The following is a 17458-nucleotide window of genomic DNA, read 5'->3' on the forward strand; positions in this document are numbered from 1 at the left end:
CGAATTGCAGCGCGAGACCCTCGCGGGAGAGCCGCCTGAGGCGACAGCGGGCGCGGGCGAGGCTTGCGGCGTATTCGGCGGCTTTCAACCCGAACGGCATCGGCAGCGCATGCTGGAGCCAGGTCCGCGCTACCATCGCGGTGGCGCGATGGGCTCGCGCCAGCGCGGCAAAACCCTTGATGGCGCGGCTGAGGTCGGCGTCCAGTGCATCGATGCCGGCGCGCAGCGTGAGCATGGTCGCGGTGTCGATGACGTCCTGGCTGGTCGCGCCCCAATGCACGTAACGCGCGGCCTCCGCATCGGCCTTGCCGACATTGGCGGTCAGCGCCTTGACCAGGGGAATCGCGAGATTGCCTGATCGCGTTGCGGCCTCGGCCAGGGCCGCGATATCAAAGGCATCAGCCTTGCAGGCAGGCGCGATCGACCCCACCGCGGACGCGGGAATCACAGCTGTGGCGGCCTCGGCCCGTGCCAGAGCTGCCTCGAAATCGAGCATGTTCTGAAGGGTCGACCGGTCGTCGCAGACCGCGCGCATGGCTGCGCTCGACAGCATCGGCGCGAGCAGGGGGGAGAGGGAAGTGCTCATATTGTGCGGGACCTAACCACCATGGCTCGCCTGTGCCAATCCCAAACCATCGGCGCAAGCTTTTTGCAGTTGCGAATATGCATTGCACGTGACCGGGGCCCGCCCTTTCCTTTACGGCCTCCGTGCGTTACTTGAACAGCATTATAGTTGTGCGATCCGGGAGGCACCCATGGCCATGACGATGAACGGCGAAGTCCAGCTTGCGGCGTCGCGCGAGGCCGTGTGGGACAAGCTCAATGATCCCGAGGTGCTGAAGGCCTGCATTCCCGGCTGCGAGGAGCTGGAGAAGACCGATGACGGCGGCTTTCGCGCAACGGCGAAAATGAAGGTCGGGCCGGTGTCCGCGCGTTTCAGGGGCAAGGTCATGCTGTCCGATCTCGACCCGCCCAATGGCTACAAGATCTCCGGTGAGGGTGAGGGCGGGGTGGCCGGCTTCGCCAAGGGCGGCGCGGCCGTCAGGCTCGCGGAGAAGGACGGCGGCACGCTGCTGTCCTACGACGTCGAGGCGCAGATCGGCGGCAAGTTGGCGCAGCTCGGCCAACGCCTGATCAACGGCGCCGCCAAGAAGCTGGCCGACGAATTTTTCGCGAACTTCGCCAAGGCGGTACAGGGCTGAAGGCTATCGCCTTTCGGCATGGCGCTTTGCGTCCGGGGTGATGTTGCCCCCGGGCATAATGGCCCATATGATGGGTTGGAATAATTATAAGAACCGCTTCGATGGGACCCGTCGGGGCGCTGATAGAGAGTGCTTATGGCAAAAATCTCCCTCATCGTGAACGGCAATCCAGTCACGGCCAATGTCGATCCCCGCACCCTCCTGGTGCAGTTCCTGCGCGAGAATCTGCGGCTGACCGGGACCCACGTCGGCTGCGACACCTCGCAGTGCGGCGCCTGCGTCGTGCATCTGGACGGCAAGGCGGTGAAGTCCTGCACCACACTGGCGGTGATGGCCGACGGCCACGAGGTCAAGACGATCGAGGGACTGGCCGCCGATGGCGCGCCGCTGCATCCGATGCAGGAGGCCTTCCGCGAGCATCATGGGCTCCAGTGCGGCTTCTGCACGCCCGGCATGATCATGACCGCGATCGACATCGTGCATCGCAAGGGCCATGAGCTCGACGACAACACCATCCGCGAAGAGCTGGAAGGCAATCTCTGCCGCTGCACCGGCTATCAGAACATCGTGGCCTCGATCTCCGCCGGCGCGAAGGCGATGGCCAAATCCGATCTCGCGTAAACCGCGCGCGCACTCCGCGATCAGGACACACCCATGTACGAATTCAAATATCATCGCCCTGGGACCGTTCGCCAGGCGGCCAATCTCCTGGTGAAGAACGAAGACGCCAAGGTGATCGCCGGCGGCCACACGCTGATCCCCGTCATGAAGCAGCGCCTCGCCAGCCCGCCGCATCTGGTCGACCTCTCTCACATCGAGGGGCTCGACACGATCGAGATGAAGGGCCGCTCGCTGGTGATCGGCGCCACCGCCAAGCATGCCGAGGTCGCGGCCTCCGCCGTCGTCGGCGAGGCGATCCCGGCGCTAGCGAACCTTGCCGGCGGAATCGGCGATCCCGCCGTGCGTCACAAGGGCACGATCGGCGGCTCGCTCGCCAACAACGATCCGACCGCGGATTATCCGGCCGCAGTGCTCGCGTTAGGGGCCACCATCGTCACCAACAAGCGCCGCCTCAAGGCGGAAGAGTATTTCCAGGGCCTGTTCTCGACCGCGCTGGAAGCCGACGAGATCATCACCAAGGTGATGTTTCCGCTGCCGAAGAAGGCGGCCTACATCAAATTCCGCAACCAGGCCTCGCGCTACGCGCTGGTCGGCGTGTTCGTGGCGCGGCGTCCGTCGGACGTGCGCGTCGCCGTCACCGGTGCGGGCTCCGAAGGCGTGTTCCGCGTCACCGCGTTCGAGGAGGCCCTGAAGAAGCGCTTCTCGGCGAAGGCGCTTGACGGCATTGCGGTGCCGGCGGAAGGCCTTAACAGCGACATCCACGGCAGCGCCGAGTACCGCGCGCATCTCATCGGCGTGCTGACGCGCCGCGCCGTCGATGCCGCCAATGCCAAGGAATGAGCTGACCTCATTCCTCGGCCCAAACCTGTCCCCGGCGAGGGCGTAGCGAGACTGGCTTTTTTCATGACTCCAGCGGCCAATTCTTCCGGTGCTTTGCCGGCATCGGTCGATGCGATGCTCGAACTCCTGACGTCGCGCGGCTACCTCGCCGAGCGAGCGCTGGCCACGGTGACCTACCTGTCGCTGCGCATGGGCCGGCCGCTGTTCCTGGAAGGCGAAGCCGGCGTCGGCAAGACCGAGATCGCAAAGGTGCTCTCGGCAGCGCTGGGGCGGAAGCTGATCCGCCTCCAGTGCTACGAGGGCCTCGACGTCTCCTCCGCGGTCTATGAGTGGAACAGCGCCGCGCAGATGATCGCGATCCGGATGGCGGAAGCCGCCGGCGACACCGATCGCGACCAGCTCTCGAGCGACATCTTCGCCGACCGCTACATGATCAAGCGGCCGCTGCTTCAGGCGCTGGAGCCCGACGTTGCCGGTCCCCCGGTGCTGCTGATCGACGAGCTCGACCGCGCCGATGAGGCGTTCGAGGCGTTCCTGCTCGAAATCCTCAGCGACTTCCAGGTGACGATCCCCGAATTCGGCACCGTGAAGGCGCCGCACCCGCCGATCGTCATCATCACCTCCAACCGCACCCGCGAGATCCACGACGCGCTGAAGCGGCGCTGTCTCTATCACTGGGTGGATTATCCCGCCGCCGAGCGCGAGCTCGCGATCGTCAAGACGCGCGTGCCCGGCATCTCGGCAAAACTCTCGCAGCAGGTCGTGCGCTTCGTCCAGGCGCTGCGCAACCAGGACTTCTACAAGTCACCGGGTGTCGCCGAGACCATCGATTGGGCCACCGCTTTGTCGGAGCTCGACGCCCGCTCGCTGACCCCGCAAGTGGTCGGCGATACGCTGGGCGCACTGCTCAAATACCAGGACGACATCACGCGGATGCAGGGCGATGCCTTGCAGAAGGTACTGAAAGACGCGACGAGCGAGAATTGACGCGCGTTAATTGAGTTCGTCATTCCGGGGCGCGCGTAGCGCGAGCTACGGTGCGCAATTGCGCACCTGAGAATCCATCGGGCCGCAGAGTTAGTGGATGAATGGATTCCGGGCTCGCGCCAAGGAGGGCGCGCCCCGGAATGACGACTGAGAGTGTTGGACCATGGCCATCAATCACCTCGCGCCCGAGCAAACCGAGCAGTTCGCCGACAACATCGTCGGCTTTGCCCGCGCGCTGCGTGCAGCCGGCATGCCGGTCGGGCCGGGTGCGGTCATCGATGCCATGAGCGCGCTCCAGGTGATCGACATCGGCAGTCGCACCGATGTCTTCACCACGCTTGAGGCGATCTTCGTCAAGCGCCATGAGCATGCGCTGATCTTCAAGCAGGCTTTCAACCTGTTCTTCCGCGCCTCGGAAGAATGGAAGCACATGCTGGATTCGGTGCCGCTGCCGGAGCAGGCCAGGAAGAAGCCGCAGGCAGGCTCCCGCCGCGTGCAGGAGGCGATGTCGCAGCCGCGGATGACGGAGACGCCGCAGCACCAGGAGCAGGATCTGCGCCTGTCGGTCTCCGACAAGGAGATCCTCCAGAAGAAGGACTTTGCGCAGATGAGCGCGGCTGAAATCGCCGAGGCGCTCCGCGCCGTCGAGCGGATGCACCTGCCGCAGGCCGAGCTCCTGACGCGCCGGCAACGACCCGATCCGCGCGGCCTTCGGCTCGACCTGCGCCGCACGCTGCGCGCATCGTTACGAACCGGCGGCGACATCATCGACATCCATCGCCTTGGACGCATCGAGAAGCCCGCGCCGATCGTCGCGCTGCTCGATATCTCGGGCTCGATGAGCGAATATACCCGCTTGTTCCTGCATTTCCTGCATGCCATCACCGATGCGCGCAAGCGCGTCTCGGTGTTCCTGTTCGGTACCCGGCTGACCAACGTCACCCGCGCCCTGCGCCAGCGCGACCCCGACGAGGCGCTGGCAAGCTGCTCGGCCTCGGTCGAGGACTGGGCCGGCGGTACGCGGATCTCGGCCTCGCTGCACAACTTCAACAAATTGTGGGCACGGCGCGTGCTGAGCCAGGGCGCCATCGTGCTGCTGATCTCCGACGGGTTGGAGCGCGAGGCCGATTCCAAGCTGGCCTTCGAGATGGACCGGCTGCACCGCTCCTGCCGGCGGCTGATCTGGCTGAACCCGCTGCTCCGGTTCGGCGGCTTCGAGGCCAAGGCGCAGGGCATCAAAATGATGCTGCCCCACGTTGACGAATTCCGCCCGGTACATAATTTGAGTTCGATCCAGGAGCTGATCACCACGCTCTCCCGGCCGCTGCCGCCGCATCACCGCAGCCTGATCCGCTCCGCAGCTTGAGAGGCCAGCCATGCTCGATCGCGACGAGGATATTCTGAAGGCAGCGGAGGACTGGCAAAAGGCCGGGCGTGGCGTTGCGCTCGCCACTGTGGTGGAGACCTGGGGCTCGGCGCCGCGCCCGGCGGGCTCGAGCCTCGTCATCAATGACGAGGGCACGTTCTTGGGCTCCGTCTCCGGCGGCTGCGTCGAGGGCGCCGTGGTCACCGAGGCCATGGACGTGATCGAGAGCGGCAAGCCCAAGATGCTGGAGTTTGGCGTTGCCGACGAGACCGCCTGGAATGTCGGGCTGTCCTGCGGCGGCACCATCCGCGTCTTCGTCGAGAAGGTGGGTTAGCCGTGAAGCTTGCGATCCTGCACGAACTCAATGCCGAGCGCGCCGCGCGCCGGCCGGTGATTCTGGTGACGGACACCGAGAGCGGCGAACAGCGCCTGGTGAAAGCCAAGGACTTTGCCAAGGATCCGCTGCACGCAGAACTCGACAAGCAGCTTCGCATGGGCAAGAGCGCCAATGTCGAGGCTGGCGGCAAGAAGCTGTTCCTCAACGTCTACGCGCCGACCGCAAAACTCGTCATCGTCGGCGCGGTGCATATCAGCCAGGCCTTGGCGCCGCTGGCACGCTCGCTCGGCTACGACGTCACGGTCGTCGATCCCCGCACGGCCTTTGCGAGCCCCGAGCGCTTCCCGGACATTCCGCTCGTCGCGGAATGGCCCGATACGGCATTGCCGCCGCTCAATGTCGATGCTTACACCGCTTTCGTCGCGGTAACGCACGATCCCAAGATCGACGATCCCGCGCTGCTGCACGCCTTCGAGCGCAACTGCTTCTACATCGGCGCGCTCGGCTCGCGGAAGACACACGCCAAGCGCGGCGACCGGCTGCGGGCGCAGGGCGCGAAGGAGAGCGACATCGCACGCATCCACGCGCCCATTGGCCTTGCGATCGGCGCGGTTTCTCCATCCGAGATCGCGGTTGCGATCATGGCCGAGATCACGGCGGTGCTGCGGCTGCCTCCGAAAGAAAAAGAAGAAGCGGCATGAAGTTCGGCCCGGCGAGCCCGAGGGATGCGATCGGCGGGGTGACCGTCCACACCCTGCGCCAGGGACCGCTGGTGCTCAAGAAGGGAACGACGATCGGCCCCGCCGAGGTCGAGGCGCTGGAGCGCGCTGGGATCAAAGATATTGTGGTGGTGCGCATGGAGGCTGGTGACGTCTCCGAGGACGTTGCGGCCGCCAGCATCGCGCTTGCCGTCGGCGGCGAGGGCATTCATGTCGAGCGCGCTTTCACCGGCCGCGCCAACCTGTTTGCCGCGCGCGCGGGCGTGCTGGTGATCGACCGCGCCGCGGTCGACCGCATCAACAATGTCGATGAGGCCATCACCTTTGCCACGCTCGCCGCCTACAAGCCGGTGGTCGAGGGCGAGATGGTCGGCACGGTCAAGATTATCCCGTTCGGCGTCGAAGAGAGCTTGCGCAATGCCGCGGTGAAGGCGGCCGGCAAGGACGTGCTCAGGATCGCGCCTTACATGATCACGCGCGTCGGGGTGGTTTCGACGCTGCTGCCGGGCCTGTCATCCAAGGTGATCGACAAGACACTGCGTGTTACCGCCGAGCGGCTCGCGCCGGCCGGCGCCAGCATCATTGCCGAGCGGCGGGTCCCGCATGAGGAGCAGGTGCTGTCGGCTGCGATCAAGGAGTTGCTGGGTCTTGGCGCCGAGCTCGTGATCGTGTTCGGCGCGTCCGCCATCGCCGACCGCCGCGACGTGATCCCGGCGGCCGTCACCGGCATCGGTGGCGAGATCGAGCATTTCGGCATGCCGGTCGATCCCGGCAATCTGCTGCTGATCGCCCGTGCCGGCGAGGTGCCGGTGCTGGGTGCGCCGGGCTGCGCGCGCTCGCCGGTCGAGAACGGTTTTGACTGGGTGCTGATGCGACTGCTCGCCGGCATCAAGGTGACGCGGTCCGAGCTGATGAGCATGGGCGTCGGCGGCCTCCTGATGGAGATCGTGACGCGGCCGCAGCCGCGCGCAACACCCGAGACCGAGGGCAACAGCCAGGTCGCCGCCATCGTCCTGGCGGCCGGCCGCTCCACCCGGATGGGCGGACCGAACAAGCTGCTTGCGGAGTTCGACGGCAAGAAGCTGGTGCGGATCGCCACCGAGCAGGCGTTGGCTTCCAGGGCATCCGAGGTGATCGTCGTCACCGGCCACCAGGCCGAGCTGGTCGAGCAGGCGCTGCAGGGCCTGAAGGTCAAATTCGTCCGCAATCCGGATTTCGCCGGCGGCATCGCAAGCTCGGTCAAGGCCGGCATCGCCGCCGTGCCCGAGACCTGCGACGGCGCCCTGGTGTGCCTCGGCGACATGCCGCTGATCGACGCCGGTCTGATCGACCGCCTCATCGACGGCTTTGCACCCGACCGCGGCAACCTCATCGTCGTGCCCGTCAGCGAAGGCCGCCGCGGCAACCCCGTGCTGTGGTCGCGTCGCTTCTTCAAGGAGTTGTTGACCCTTGACGGCGACGTCGGTGCGCGGCATCTGATCGCCAAGCACACGGAGGCCGTGGCCGAGGTGCCCGTCGACGGCGAGAGCGCCTTCCTGGACATCGACACGCCGCAGGCGCTGGAAGCGGCAAGACGCGGATGACGCTTCCGTAAACGCTGCCGTAGGGTGGGCAAAGCGAAGCGTGCCCACCAATTTGCGGGTAGTTGTGAGGACAGATTGGTGGGCACGGCGCTGCGCCTTTGCCCACTCTACGGCATCTCTCACCCCTTCGATTTCAACCACCCGTTCACCATCTGGAAACGACCGCCGCTTAGAGTCCCTCCACCTGCCTTGGGGGGAGGGGTTTTTCCATGGCTTCGAACGTCGTCGCGCGCCGTTGCGCGATGTTTTTCTTTGCGCTGTCGGTTTGTGTCTCCGGCGCCCGTTACATCACCGAAGCCCACGCAGCGGGCGCTATTGCGGTCGGCAAGTGCGGCGCGTATGGGCAGGCCTATGATTACGGCGCCGAGCACGAGGCGCGCGCCGCGGCACAGAAACAGTGCAAGGGCGATTGCACGACCGTGACGATGAAGCGCGCCTGCGCTGCGATGTCGGTCGATCTCGCCAATCCCTGCGGCGCTTATGGCTATGCCGTCAAGCCGAAGATTTCGGCCTCGCTCAATGCCGCCACGCGCGAATGCTACAAATATGGCGGCAAGGAATGCGTAATCCGCGCCTGGGCCTGCGACGCCAAGGGTTGATCCTTCGAGGGCTGATTCCTCTTGCTGTCATTCCGGGGCGATGCAACGGTACCGCGCGGTGCGCGGACCTGAGCATCGAGCCCGGAATCCGTTCCTCCGCCGACTTTGCGACCCGATGGATTCTCGATGCGCAATGCGCATCAGAGCTCGCGCCAAGTGGCGCGCCCCGGAATGACATCTAGGAATACACATGCAGTTCGACACCAAGATCGCCGTCGTGATCCGCACCGATCTTCAAGCCTGGCAGAAGCTCAACGTCGCGTCTTTCCTGACGAGCGGCATCGCCGCGGCCTTTCCGGAGTGCATCGGCGAAGCCTATGAGGACGCCTCGGGCACAAAATACCATGCGCTGATCGGCCAGCCGATCCTGATCTATGGCGCCGATGGTCCGGCATTATCGCGCGCGCTCGACCGGGCGCTGACGCGCAACGTCAAGCCGGCGGTCTATACCGAGGACATGTTCAAGACGACGCATGACGCCGCCAATCGCGAAGTGGTGAGGGCGGTAGTTCGCACTGACCTCAATCTCGTCGGCATCGCGATGCGCGCCGAGCGCAAGGTGATCGACAAGATTATCGACGGCCTCAAGTTCCATAGCTGAGGCCGCAGGCGCGTCACGTCGTGCCATCATCGGAATGTCGTGATGGTGATCCGGTTGCGCAAAGTTTGTGCTGTTTGACGCCCATCAAAGGAGGACCGCTCGGTATCGCTAGTCTGTGTCTGTAATGGAAAGGGAGCAGGCCGATGCCGACCATGAAAGCCGCAATTGTCAGACAATTCGGCAAGCCGCTGGTGATCGAGGACGTGCCGGTGCCGCAGCCCGGTCCGGGCGAGGTTTTGGTCAAGGTGAAGGCCTGCGGCGTCTGTCACACCGATCTGCACGCCGCGTCCGGCGACTGGCCGGTGAAGCCGGTGCCGCCCTTCATTCCCGGCCATGAAGCAGCCGGCATCGTCGCTGCGGTCGGGTCCGGCGTGAAGAACCTGAAGGTCGGCGATGCAGTCGGCGTCGCCTGGCTGCACGATGCATGCATGTCTTGCGAATATTGCGAGACCGGCTGGGAGACGCTGTGCGAGCACCAGCACAACACTGGCTACAGCGTGAACGGCGGCTTCGCCGAACATGTCATCGCTTCGGCCGCCTTCGCCGCAACGCTACCGGCGACCGTCGATTTCGCCGCCATTGCGCCGATCCTCTGCGCCGGTGTCACCACCTACAAGGGATTGAAGGAGACCGAGGCGCGACCCGGCGAATGGGTCGTGATCTCAGGCGTCGGCGGGCTCGGCCATGTCGCAATTCAGTACGCCAAGGCGATGGGGCTCAAGGTCGCGGCGGTCGATATCGCCGAGGACAAGCTCGCGCTGGCGCGTGAGGCCGGCGCCGATCTCGCGGTCAACGCACTCGCGGCAGGCGCCGTGGACAATGTTCTTGCGGCAAGCGGGGGCGGGGCGCACGGCGTGCTGGTGACGGCGGTGTCGACCGCAGCGTTCGCCCAGGCGCTGAAAATGGTGCGGCGCAAGGGCACCGTCAGCCTCGTCGGCCTGCCGCCGGGCGAATTCCCGACGCCGATCTTCGATGTCGTGCTCAAGCGCATCACCGTGCGCGGCTCGATCGTCGGCACACGGCGCGATCTCGACGAAGCGATCGCGTTTGCCGCCGACGGCAAGGTCAAGGCCGAGGTGACGAAGGTGCCGCTCACGCAAATCAACGACGTCTTCGACCGCATGAAGGCCGGCAAGATCGACGGCCGCATGGTACTGGATTTTGGCTAGCTCCTCACCCCGGCGGCATCCCTTCGAACTTCATCAGGCTGGGATCGAGGCGATCCCAGTCATGGCCGCGCGCTGCGAAAGTGACCGCCTGCGGCTTGTAGCGGGCGGGCTCGTCGAGGGTTGCGGCGCGGATCGTGAAGACGTCGGGCTGTGCCGCGAAGGTCATGTACACAGGCACGCCGCATTGCGCGCAGAAACCGCGTGTCTTCACGTTGCCGCTGTCGGCGACCATGTCCCAATGCTTCGCTTCGCCGGTCAGCGTGAGGCCGGCGCGCGCGAACGTCGCGTACGAGCCATGGCCGCTGCCGCTTTCCCGCTGGCAGTCCCGGCATTGGCAGTGGTTGCTGAACAGCGGCTCACCGGCAATCGAATAGCGGATCGCGCCACAGGCGCAGCCGCCGGAATAGGGCTTGTCCATCGCGATATCTCCTCACTCTTCGCCGCTGATCTCGTCGAGCTGTCTGACGACCTTCTTCCAGCCGCCGCTCATCACGTTGTAGGCCGACTCGTTCCTGGGCATCACGAAGCCCGCATGGACCAGGCGGATCCGCGTGCCGGCTTCGACCGGGGTGAGGGACCACGTCACGACAGTGTCGAGCGGCGCGCCGTAACCGGTGTTGCGCTCATCGCCGCCCTTCCAGGCGTAGACGAGGCGCCGGTTGGCCACGACCTCGAGAACGCGGCAATGAATGACGCCGTCCCAGTTGCCGCCAGGGGTGGTCTGGAATGTGAAGGTGTTGCCTTCAATCGCCTCGAAGCCGGTCGGCTGCATCAGCCAGCGCGCGATCAACTGGGCGCTGGTCAGCGCCTTCCAGATCGTCTCCGGCGCATGAGGAAGCACTTCGTCAATGACGATGTCCCGGATGTTGTCTTGGGTCTCGGCTTTCAACTCGGCTGCACTCACGGATCGATCTCCTTCAAGAGGTCACGCAGGTTCTGGAAGCGCTCGCGCCAGAACACGCCGTAATGGTCCATCCAGGTGACCAGCGGCTCGAGGCCCTGCGGCGCGGCGCGGTAGTAGACATTGCGGCCCTCGGCGCGCTCGGCGACGAGGCCGGCCTGCTTGAGGGATTTCAGGTGCTGCGAGATCGCGCCTTGGGTCACACCGCTGCCGCGCGTCAGCTCGGCGACGCTGATCTCCCTGCTGTCGAAAACGCGTTCGAACACAGCGCGGCGCGTGGGGTCGGCGAGGGCGCGCATCACGGCAGTTACGGGGTTCGGGGCGGTTTCCATCATGAGGGAAGCATTAGCATGTGCTAATTCATTAGTAAACACTAATTCGTCGTGTTGCAACGATTGACAATGACTGACTAGTCAGTCATAAATGACAAATGACGAAGAAGCCCGCCAGAACAGCGCTTGCATCCGTGGCCCGAGCCGGGAGCCAGGCACCCGAAGCCGGAGCTGAAGCCGAGGCCCGCGTTTCAAATCGCGCCGCCCGGGCCGCGGAGCGGCGTGCGGCGATCGTGGAGGCGGCGATGGACGAGTTCATCGCGCGCGGCTTTGCCGCGACGCGGCTCGACGACATCGCCAAGCGCGCCGGTGTCGCCAAGGGCACGATCTACCTGCACTTCAAGGACAAGGAATCGATGTTCGAGGAGCTGGTGCGCATTGTCATCGTGCCGGTGGTCACGCGCCTCACGACGCTGCCGCCGCCGGCGGGCTCTGTGCGCGACCTGATAGAGGCGTTTGCCGGCAACTTCCTGAAGGAGGTCATTGGCACCAGGCGCGGCGACCTGGTGCGGCTGATCGTGGCGGAGGGGCCGCGCTTTCCGTCGGTTGCCGATTTCTACTACCGCGAAGTGGTCTCGCGCGGGATTGCCGCCATGCGCGCGCTGATCGAGCTCGGCATCGCCCGCGGCGAGATCCGGGAGAAGGACCTCGCGCGCTATCCACAGATCCTGGTCGCGCCCGCGATGATCGCGGTGATCTGGCAGAGCCTTTTTGTGCGGCATGCGCCGCTCGACGCGCAGGACATGCTGCGCGTTCATCTCGATTTGATTTTTGGCGAACGGAGGACGACATGAGGTCGTCACGAGCGATTTTTAGATTTGCATTGGCCGTCGTGCTCGCAACCGCGCTTGCAGCCTGCAACGAGAAGCGCGATCCCGGCTTCCAGGGTTGGGTCGAGGCCGACATGATCTTCGTCAGTCCGGACGAGGCCGGCCGGGTGACCAAGCTCAACATCCGCGAAGGCGACGAGGTGAAGGTCGGCGATCACCTCTATTCCGTCGACGACGATCTCCAGCTGGCCGATCTCAACCAGAACAAGGCGACGCTGGCGAATGCGCAGCAAACCTATGACCGGGCGGCGTCGCTGAACAAGACCGGCTCCGGCACGCAGGCCAATCTCGATTCCGCGGTATCGGCCTTGCGCGTCGCGCAAGCGCGGGTGGCGACGTCGGAGACGCGGATGGCGCGGCGCAAAGGCTTTGCGCCGGTCGCCGGCACCATCCAGCAGATCTATTTCCGGGAGGGCGAGATGGTGGCGGCGCAGCGGCCGGTGCTCTCGATCATGCCGCCGGGCAACATGAAGCTGCGCTTTTTTGTGCCGGAGGCCGAGCTGCCGAAGCTCGCCATCGGCGACACGGTGCGGATCGTTTGCGATAATTGCGCGGCCGATCTCACCGCAAAGATCTACTTCATCGCGACCTCGGCCGAATACACCCCGCCCGTCATCTACAGCCTCGATGAGCGCAACAAGCTCGTCTACCTGATCCAGGCGCGGCCCTCGCGCCCCGACGCCTTGCGCGTCGGACAGCCGATCGACGTCTACCTCAATCCGAAGACACCGGTGGCGGACAAGCGATGAGCGGCGGCAACGGCATCGCGATCGACGTCAAGGGCCTGACGAAATCGTTCGGGGGCCGCGAGGTCGTGCACGATCTGTCGATGCAGGTGAAGCGCGGCTCGATCTACGGCTTCCTTGGGCCGAACGGCTCGGGCAAGACCACCACAATCCGCATCCTCTGCGGCCTGCTCACGCCCGACAGCGGCGAGGGCACCTGCCTCGGATACGACATCCGCCGCGATGCCGAAAAGATCAAGCGCCAGGTCGGCTACATGACCCAGCGCTTCAGCCTGTACCAGGACCTCTCGGTGCGCGAAAACCTCGAATTCGTCGCGCGGCTCTATGGCCTCACTGACGCGCGTGGCGCTGCCCGTGACATGATCAAGCGGCTCGGGCTGTCGGGCCGCGAGGAGCAGCTCGCCGGCGAGCTCTCCGGCGGCTGGAAGCAGCGCCTGGCGCTCGGCGCCTGCACGCTGCCCAATCCGCAGCTCCTGCTGCTCGACGAGCCGACCGCCGGCGTCGATCCCAAGGCGCGGCGCGACTTCTGGAACGAGATCCACGCGCTCGCCGCCGACGGCCTCACCGTGCTGGTCTCGACCCACTACATGGACGAGGCTGAGCGCTGTCACGAGATCGCCTACATCGCCTATGGCCATCTCCTGACGCATGGCACGGTGGAGCAGGTGATCGCCAAATCCGCGCTCACCACCTACACTGTCACCGGAGAACATCTCAACGGGATCGCGGCCGAGCTCACCGGCAAGCCCGGCATCGACATGGTGGCGCCGTTCGGCACCTCGCTGCACGTTTCGGGGCGCGACGTCGCCGCGCTCGAAGCCAGCATCGGGCCGTGGCGCGAGAAGAGCGGCCTGGACTGGCAGAAATCGTCGCCATCGCTCGAAGACGTGTTCATCGAGCTGATGAGCCACTCCAAGGACAATTTCCAGTAAGGACAATTTCCAATGAGCGCTGTCGATCATCCCGCGCCACAGCACGAAATCCGGGAGCGCTTCGGCTTCTGGAGACGCTCCTATGCGATGCTGGTCAAGGAGTTCATCCAACTGAGGCGAGATCGCGTCTCCTTCGCGATGATCGTAATGCTGCCGGTGATGCAGCTCATGCTGTTCGGCTACGCCATCAACACCACGCCGCACAATCTGCCGAGCGCGGTGCTGCTCCAGGAGGATTCCGATCTCGCTCGCTCGATCCTGAAGGCGCTGGAGAACACCGCCTATTTCCGCTTCCTCTATGAAGTGCACGACGTCGAGGATTTCGACAATCTGCTGAAATCCGGCAAGGTGCTGTTCGGCGTCGAGATCCCGCGCGGCTTCGAGCGGGCGGTGCGGCGCGGCGACAGGCCGGCGCTGCTGGTCGCGGCCGACGCCACAGATCCCGTTGCCGCGAGCTCGGCGATCGGTTCGCTCGGCATGGTCGTGCAGACCGCGCTCAAGCACGATCTCTACATCGGCGATCCCCCGGAGATGCCGTTCGAGATCCGCGCGCATGCCCGCTACAATCCGGCCGCGGCCTCCAGCCTCAACATCGTGCCGGGCCTCGTCGGCACCATCCTCACCATGACCATGCTGATCTTCACCGCGCTGTCGGTCACGCGCGAGGTCGAGCGCGGCACCATGGAGAGCCTGTTGTCGATGCCGATCAAGCCGGTCGAGGTGATGTTCGGCAAGATCGTGCCTTACGTCCTGGTCGGCTTCGTGCAGGCCTTCCTCATCATCGGCATCGGCGTCGGCCTGTTCGGCGTCCCCGTGCTCGGCAATCTGTTCCTGCTGGCGCTGCTCTCGACGCTGTTCATCACCACCAATCTGTCGATCGGCTACACCATCTCGACGCTGGTACAGAACCAGCTCCAGGCGATGCAGATGTCGATGATGTTCTTCCTGCCCAGCATCCTGCTCTCCGGCTTCATGTTCCCATTCGCGGGCATGCCGGCCTGGGCGCAATATGTCGGGGAGGCCCTGCCGCTGACCCATTACCTGCGCATCGTCCGCGCCATCATGCTGAAGGGCGCGACCATGCAGAACCTGCGCTTCGATACGCTGGCGCTGGCGGCCCTGATGCTGCTCGCCATGACCATCGCCGTGACGCGCTTCCGCCGCACGCTGGATTGAGGCACAATGCCCCCGGAATCGAGGGGTGAAATGGTCCGGTTTGCAAGCAGGAAAGCCCGGCAGCATGCCGTGCTATCGGAGGATTTCGAGCGCGAGCTGACGCGGGAGGTGCTGCGCACCGAGCTGTTGCGGGTGCGCGCGCTGATCATGACGGGCTGCGTCATGATGTTGTTCCTCACCACGATCTACCTGATCGATCCTGCTGTCGTGAACCGGGTCTGGCGCGGAACGGAAGGACTCATCGAGATCTATGGCCTTCTGGTCGGCTTCATCCTGTTCGAGGTCTGGGTCCACACCCAGATCAGGAAGAACCTCCGCCTCGATCGCGACCTGCCGGTGATCAGGCGCTATCTCGGCACGCTGATCGAGACGTCGCTCCCCACGGTGATCCTCATCCTCCAGATCCGGACCATGGGCGCGACCCAGGCGCTCGGTTTCGCCGTGCCGCTGATGTACTTCATCTTCGTTATTCTCTCGACCCTGCGGCTCGATTTCTGGCTCTCCACCTTCACGGGTTTCGTGGCCGCAGCCGGGCTTCTAGCAATCGCGCTGTATTACAATTCGGCTGGTGAGGCCGACGAACCCCTGATTTATTTCCACGCCGTGCGCAGCATCGTCATCCTGATCTGCGGCGTGCTGGCGGGCGCCGTCGGCGCGCAGCTGCGGCGGCAATTTGCCGCGAGCATTGCGGCGACCACCGCGCGCGACCGGGTGACCAATCTGTTCGGCCAGCACGTCTCCCCCCAGGTGGTGGAACGGCTGATGGCGGCGGGAACGAGCGCTTCCGGTGATCTCCGCCGCGTCGCGGTGATGTTCGTCGATTTCCGCGGCTTCACGGCCGGTGCGCAGTCGCGCACGCCTCAGGAAGTGGTCGACCGGCTCGACGGTGCCTTCGCCGTATTGGTCGATATCCTCGACCGCCACGGCGGTATCGTGAACAAGTTCTTGGGCGACGGCTTTCTCGCGCTGTTCGGCGCGCCGCTGGAGGCCTCCGACGCCGCGCACCGCGCGGTCGCTGCGGGCCGCGAGATGCTGACGGCGATGGACCGCATTAACGCGCAAACGAGCTGGCCGCTGCGGATCGGCATCGGCATCCATTTCGGCGAGGTCGTCGCCGGCAATATCGGCTCGCCCCGGCGCAAGGAATACACGGTCATCGGCGACACCGTGAATTTCGCCTCGCGCCTGGAGGCGCTGAACAAGGAGCTCGGCTCCCAGCTCTTGATCTCCGCGTCCGTCCGTGAAGCGCTGGGCGACGACGGCAGCGACGCCGTCGCGCTCGGCGAGGTCGAGGTGCGCGGTTATGAGCGGCCAGTCGCGGTGTTTCAATTGGGGTGAGCACTGTCTAGAGCGGGGCGTAGGCAAGGCGCGCCCTCAACGTCGCTTCCGCGAATGCTCCGATTGCTCCGAATTTTGGGGCATGACGGGCGATGTTGCCGGCTTGTAGACTTGCCATGCGGCCGGTTGCGGCCGCGACTTGCATGGGGAAGAGACGATGCAGCGCCGCTACATCACCGTCGATGTGTTCACCGACCGCGCCTTCGGCGGTAACCAGCTCGCCGTGGTGCTCGATGCCGGCGGGCTGTCCACTCAGCAGATGCAGTCGATCGCGACCGAGTTCAACTATTCCGAGACGACCTTCGTGCTGCCGCCGCGTGACAGGGCGAATGATGCCGAGGTGCGGATCTTCACCCCGGTCAGGGAAATGCCCTTCGCGGGTCATCCGAATGTCGGCACGGCCTTCGTGCTGGCGACGATCGCCAAGGAGCCGAAGCCGCGCTTGCTGTTCGAAGAGAAGGCGGGGCTCGTGCCGGTCGACATCCGGCGGGAGCAGGGCCGGGTGGTGAGCACCGAGCTCACCGCGCCGCAGCCGCTGGCGCGGCTGTCGCAATTGTCTGCCGCGGATGCCGCGAGCTGCATCTCGCTGAGCGCGGAGGATATCAAGGTCGACCGTCACGCGCCGCAGGTCGTCGGTGTTGGAACGCCATTCTTGGTGATCGAGCTGCATTCGCGCGATGCGCTCAAGCGGGCAAGGTCCGACGCGGCGGCCTTCGGCAGGGTATTTCCGCGCGACGGCGCAGTCTCGGCCTGGTTCTATACGCGCGATGTGCCCGCGGCGGAGGCGCCCTGCGAGCTTCAAGCGCGGATGTTCATGCGCGGTGCCGGCGGTCTCGCCGAGGATCCTGCCACCGGCAGTGCCACGGTCGCGGCCGCCGCGCTGTTCGCCGACCTTGATCCCGCGCGCGACGGCGAATTGAAGCTCACGGTCGGTCAGGGCTTTGACATGGGTCGGCCGAGCCTGCTGCTGACGCGGGTGCGCAAGCAGGAGGGAAAGATCATCTCGGCCCATGTCGGCGGCAGTTGCGTGCCGATGATGGAAGGGACGTTTCGGTTGGTGGGAGAGGGCTAGGGCGCTCTCTCCACTCGTCATTCCGGGGCAGCGCGAAGCGCTGAGCGCGGAATCCATTCATCCACCAACTCCTTGGCTTAATGGATTCCGGGTTCGCGCTGCGCGCG

At 65.2% G+C, this 17458-nt stretch carries 21 protein-coding genes; 17 read left to right on the forward strand and 4 right to left on the reverse strand.

Going from position 1 to position 17458, the window contains the following annotated elements; all coding sequences use genetic code 11:
• Positions 1–586, reverse strand: a 586-nt coding sequence (locus tag CWO91_RS29795; protein ID WP_245471424.1) for a lyase family protein, incomplete at its 3' end; no start/stop codon positions are given.
• Positions 587–755: 169 nt separating this feature from the next.
• On the opposite strand from CWO91_RS29795, the gene CWO91_RS29800 reads away from it, so the two are divergent.
• The 11 genes from CWO91_RS29800 (at position 756) to adhP (ending at position 10024) form a co-directional block, all read left to right on the forward strand.
• Positions 756–1202, forward strand: coding sequence for an SRPBCC family protein (locus tag CWO91_RS29800; RefSeq protein ID WP_130218697.1), 447 nt, complete (start codon positions 756–758; stop codon positions 1200–1202).
• 135 nt (positions 1203–1337) lie between these two features.
• Positions 1338–1823 (forward strand): (2Fe-2S)-binding protein, encoded by a 486-nt coding sequence (locus CWO91_RS29805; protein ID WP_091888943.1) that lies wholly within the window; start codon positions 1338–1340, stop codon positions 1821–1823.
• A 33-nt stretch (positions 1824–1856) separates the two neighbouring features.
• The gene (locus tag CWO91_RS29810; protein WP_130218699.1) at positions 1857–2663 is read left to right on the forward strand and encodes an FAD binding domain-containing protein; all 807 of its coding nucleotides are present in this window, start codon (positions 1857–1859) and stop codon (positions 2661–2663) included.
• Between the two features lie 63 nt (positions 2664–2726).
• Positions 2727–3650: an AAA family ATPase gene (locus CWO91_RS29815; RefSeq protein WP_130218701.1), complete on the forward strand. Its 924-nt coding sequence runs from the start codon at positions 2727–2729 to the stop codon at positions 3648–3650.
• A gap of 163 nt (positions 3651–3813) precedes the next feature.
• Positions 3814–5016, forward strand: coding sequence for a vWA domain-containing protein (locus CWO91_RS29820; RefSeq protein WP_130218703.1), 1203 nt, complete (start codon positions 3814–3816; stop codon positions 5014–5016).
• A gap of 10 nt (positions 5017–5026) precedes the next feature.
• Positions 5027–5350: an XdhC family protein gene (locus CWO91_RS29825; protein WP_008564652.1), complete on the forward strand. Its 324-nt coding sequence runs from the start codon at positions 5027–5029 to the stop codon at positions 5348–5350.
• A gap of 2 nt (positions 5351–5352) precedes the next feature.
• On the forward strand, positions 5353–6054 hold the full coding sequence (locus CWO91_RS29830; RefSeq protein ID WP_130218705.1) for an XdhC family protein: 702 nt from the start codon (positions 5353–5355) through the stop codon (positions 6052–6054).
• Positions 6051–7655, forward strand: a complete 1605-nt coding sequence (locus CWO91_RS29835) for an NTP transferase domain-containing protein (RefSeq protein ID WP_130218707.1) — start codon at positions 6051–6053, stop codon at positions 7653–7655. Before CWO91_RS29830 ends, CWO91_RS29835 begins: the two co-directional genes overlap by 4 nt.
• Before the next feature lie 209 nt (positions 7656–7864).
• Positions 7865–8254 carry a DUF4189 domain-containing protein gene (locus CWO91_RS29840; protein ID WP_130218709.1) on the forward strand — a complete coding sequence of 130 codons (390 nt, stop codon included), beginning with the start codon at positions 7865–7867 and terminating at the stop codon, positions 8252–8254.
• A 190-nt stretch (positions 8255–8444) separates the two neighbouring features.
• The gene (locus CWO91_RS29845) at positions 8445–8855 is read left to right on the forward strand and encodes a DUF2000 family protein (protein ID WP_130218711.1); all 411 of its coding nucleotides are present in this window, start codon (positions 8445–8447) and stop codon (positions 8853–8855) included.
• Between the two features lie 143 nt (positions 8856–8998).
• On the forward strand, positions 8999–10024 hold the full coding sequence (gene adhP, locus CWO91_RS29850; RefSeq protein ID WP_130218713.1) for an alcohol dehydrogenase AdhP: 1026 nt from the start codon (positions 8999–9001) through the stop codon (positions 10022–10024).
• 4 nt (positions 10025–10028) lie between these two features.
• On the opposite strand, the gene CWO91_RS29855 is transcribed toward adhP, so the two are convergent.
• The 3 genes from CWO91_RS29855 to CWO91_RS29865 are packed head-to-tail and all read right to left on the reverse strand — an operon-like array spanning position 10029 to position 11260.
• On the reverse strand, positions 10029–10442 hold the full coding sequence (locus tag CWO91_RS29855) for a GFA family protein (RefSeq protein ID WP_130218715.1): 414 nt from the start codon (positions 10440–10442) through the stop codon (positions 10029–10031).
• A 12-nt stretch (positions 10443–10454) separates the two neighbouring features.
• Entirely contained in the window at positions 10455–10928 is a 474-nt protein-coding gene (locus CWO91_RS29860) for an SRPBCC family protein (RefSeq protein WP_130218717.1), read from the reverse strand.
• Positions 10925–11260 (reverse strand): ArsR/SmtB family transcription factor, encoded by a 336-nt coding sequence (locus tag CWO91_RS29865; RefSeq protein WP_130218719.1) that lies wholly within the window; start codon positions 11258–11260, stop codon positions 10925–10927. The genes CWO91_RS29860 and CWO91_RS29865 overlap by 4 nt, the downstream gene beginning before the upstream one ends.
• 95 nt (positions 11261–11355) lie before the next feature.
• On the opposite strand from CWO91_RS29865, the gene CWO91_RS29870 reads away from it, so the two are divergent.
• The 6 genes from CWO91_RS29870 (at position 11356) to CWO91_RS29895 (ending at position 17351) form a co-directional block, all read left to right on the forward strand.
• Positions 11356–12051 carry a TetR/AcrR family transcriptional regulator gene (locus tag CWO91_RS29870; RefSeq protein ID WP_130218721.1) on the forward strand — a complete coding sequence of 232 codons (696 nt, stop codon included), beginning with the start codon at positions 11356–11358 and terminating at the stop codon, positions 12049–12051.
• Positions 12048–12836, forward strand: a complete 789-nt coding sequence (locus CWO91_RS29875) for an HlyD family secretion protein (protein ID WP_130218723.1) — start codon at positions 12048–12050, stop codon at positions 12834–12836. The genes CWO91_RS29870 and CWO91_RS29875 overlap by 4 nt, the downstream gene beginning before the upstream one ends.
• Positions 12833–13765, forward strand: a complete 933-nt coding sequence (locus CWO91_RS29880; protein WP_130218725.1) for an ABC transporter ATP-binding protein — start codon at positions 12833–12835, stop codon at positions 13763–13765. Before CWO91_RS29875 ends, CWO91_RS29880 begins: the two co-directional genes overlap by 4 nt.
• A gap of 12 nt (positions 13766–13777) precedes the next feature.
• Complete coding sequence (locus tag CWO91_RS29885) at positions 13778–14941, forward strand: ABC transporter permease (protein ID WP_130218727.1); 1164 nt, start codon at positions 13778–13780, stop codon at positions 14939–14941.
• Between the two features lie 30 nt (positions 14942–14971).
• Complete coding sequence (locus tag CWO91_RS29890) at positions 14972–16279, forward strand: adenylate/guanylate cyclase domain-containing protein (RefSeq protein WP_130218729.1); 1308 nt, start codon at positions 14972–14974, stop codon at positions 16277–16279.
• Between the two features lie 157 nt (positions 16280–16436).
• Positions 16437–17351, forward strand: a complete 915-nt coding sequence (locus tag CWO91_RS29895) for a PhzF family phenazine biosynthesis protein (protein ID WP_130218731.1) — start codon at positions 16437–16439, stop codon at positions 17349–17351.
• The last annotated feature ends 107 nt before the right edge of the window (positions 17352–17458 follow it).

Origin of the sequence: Bradyrhizobium genosp. SA-3, assembly GCF_004212635.1 — a bacterium.
Taxonomy (GTDB): domain Bacteria; phylum Pseudomonadota; class Alphaproteobacteria; order Rhizobiales; family Xanthobacteraceae; genus Bradyrhizobium.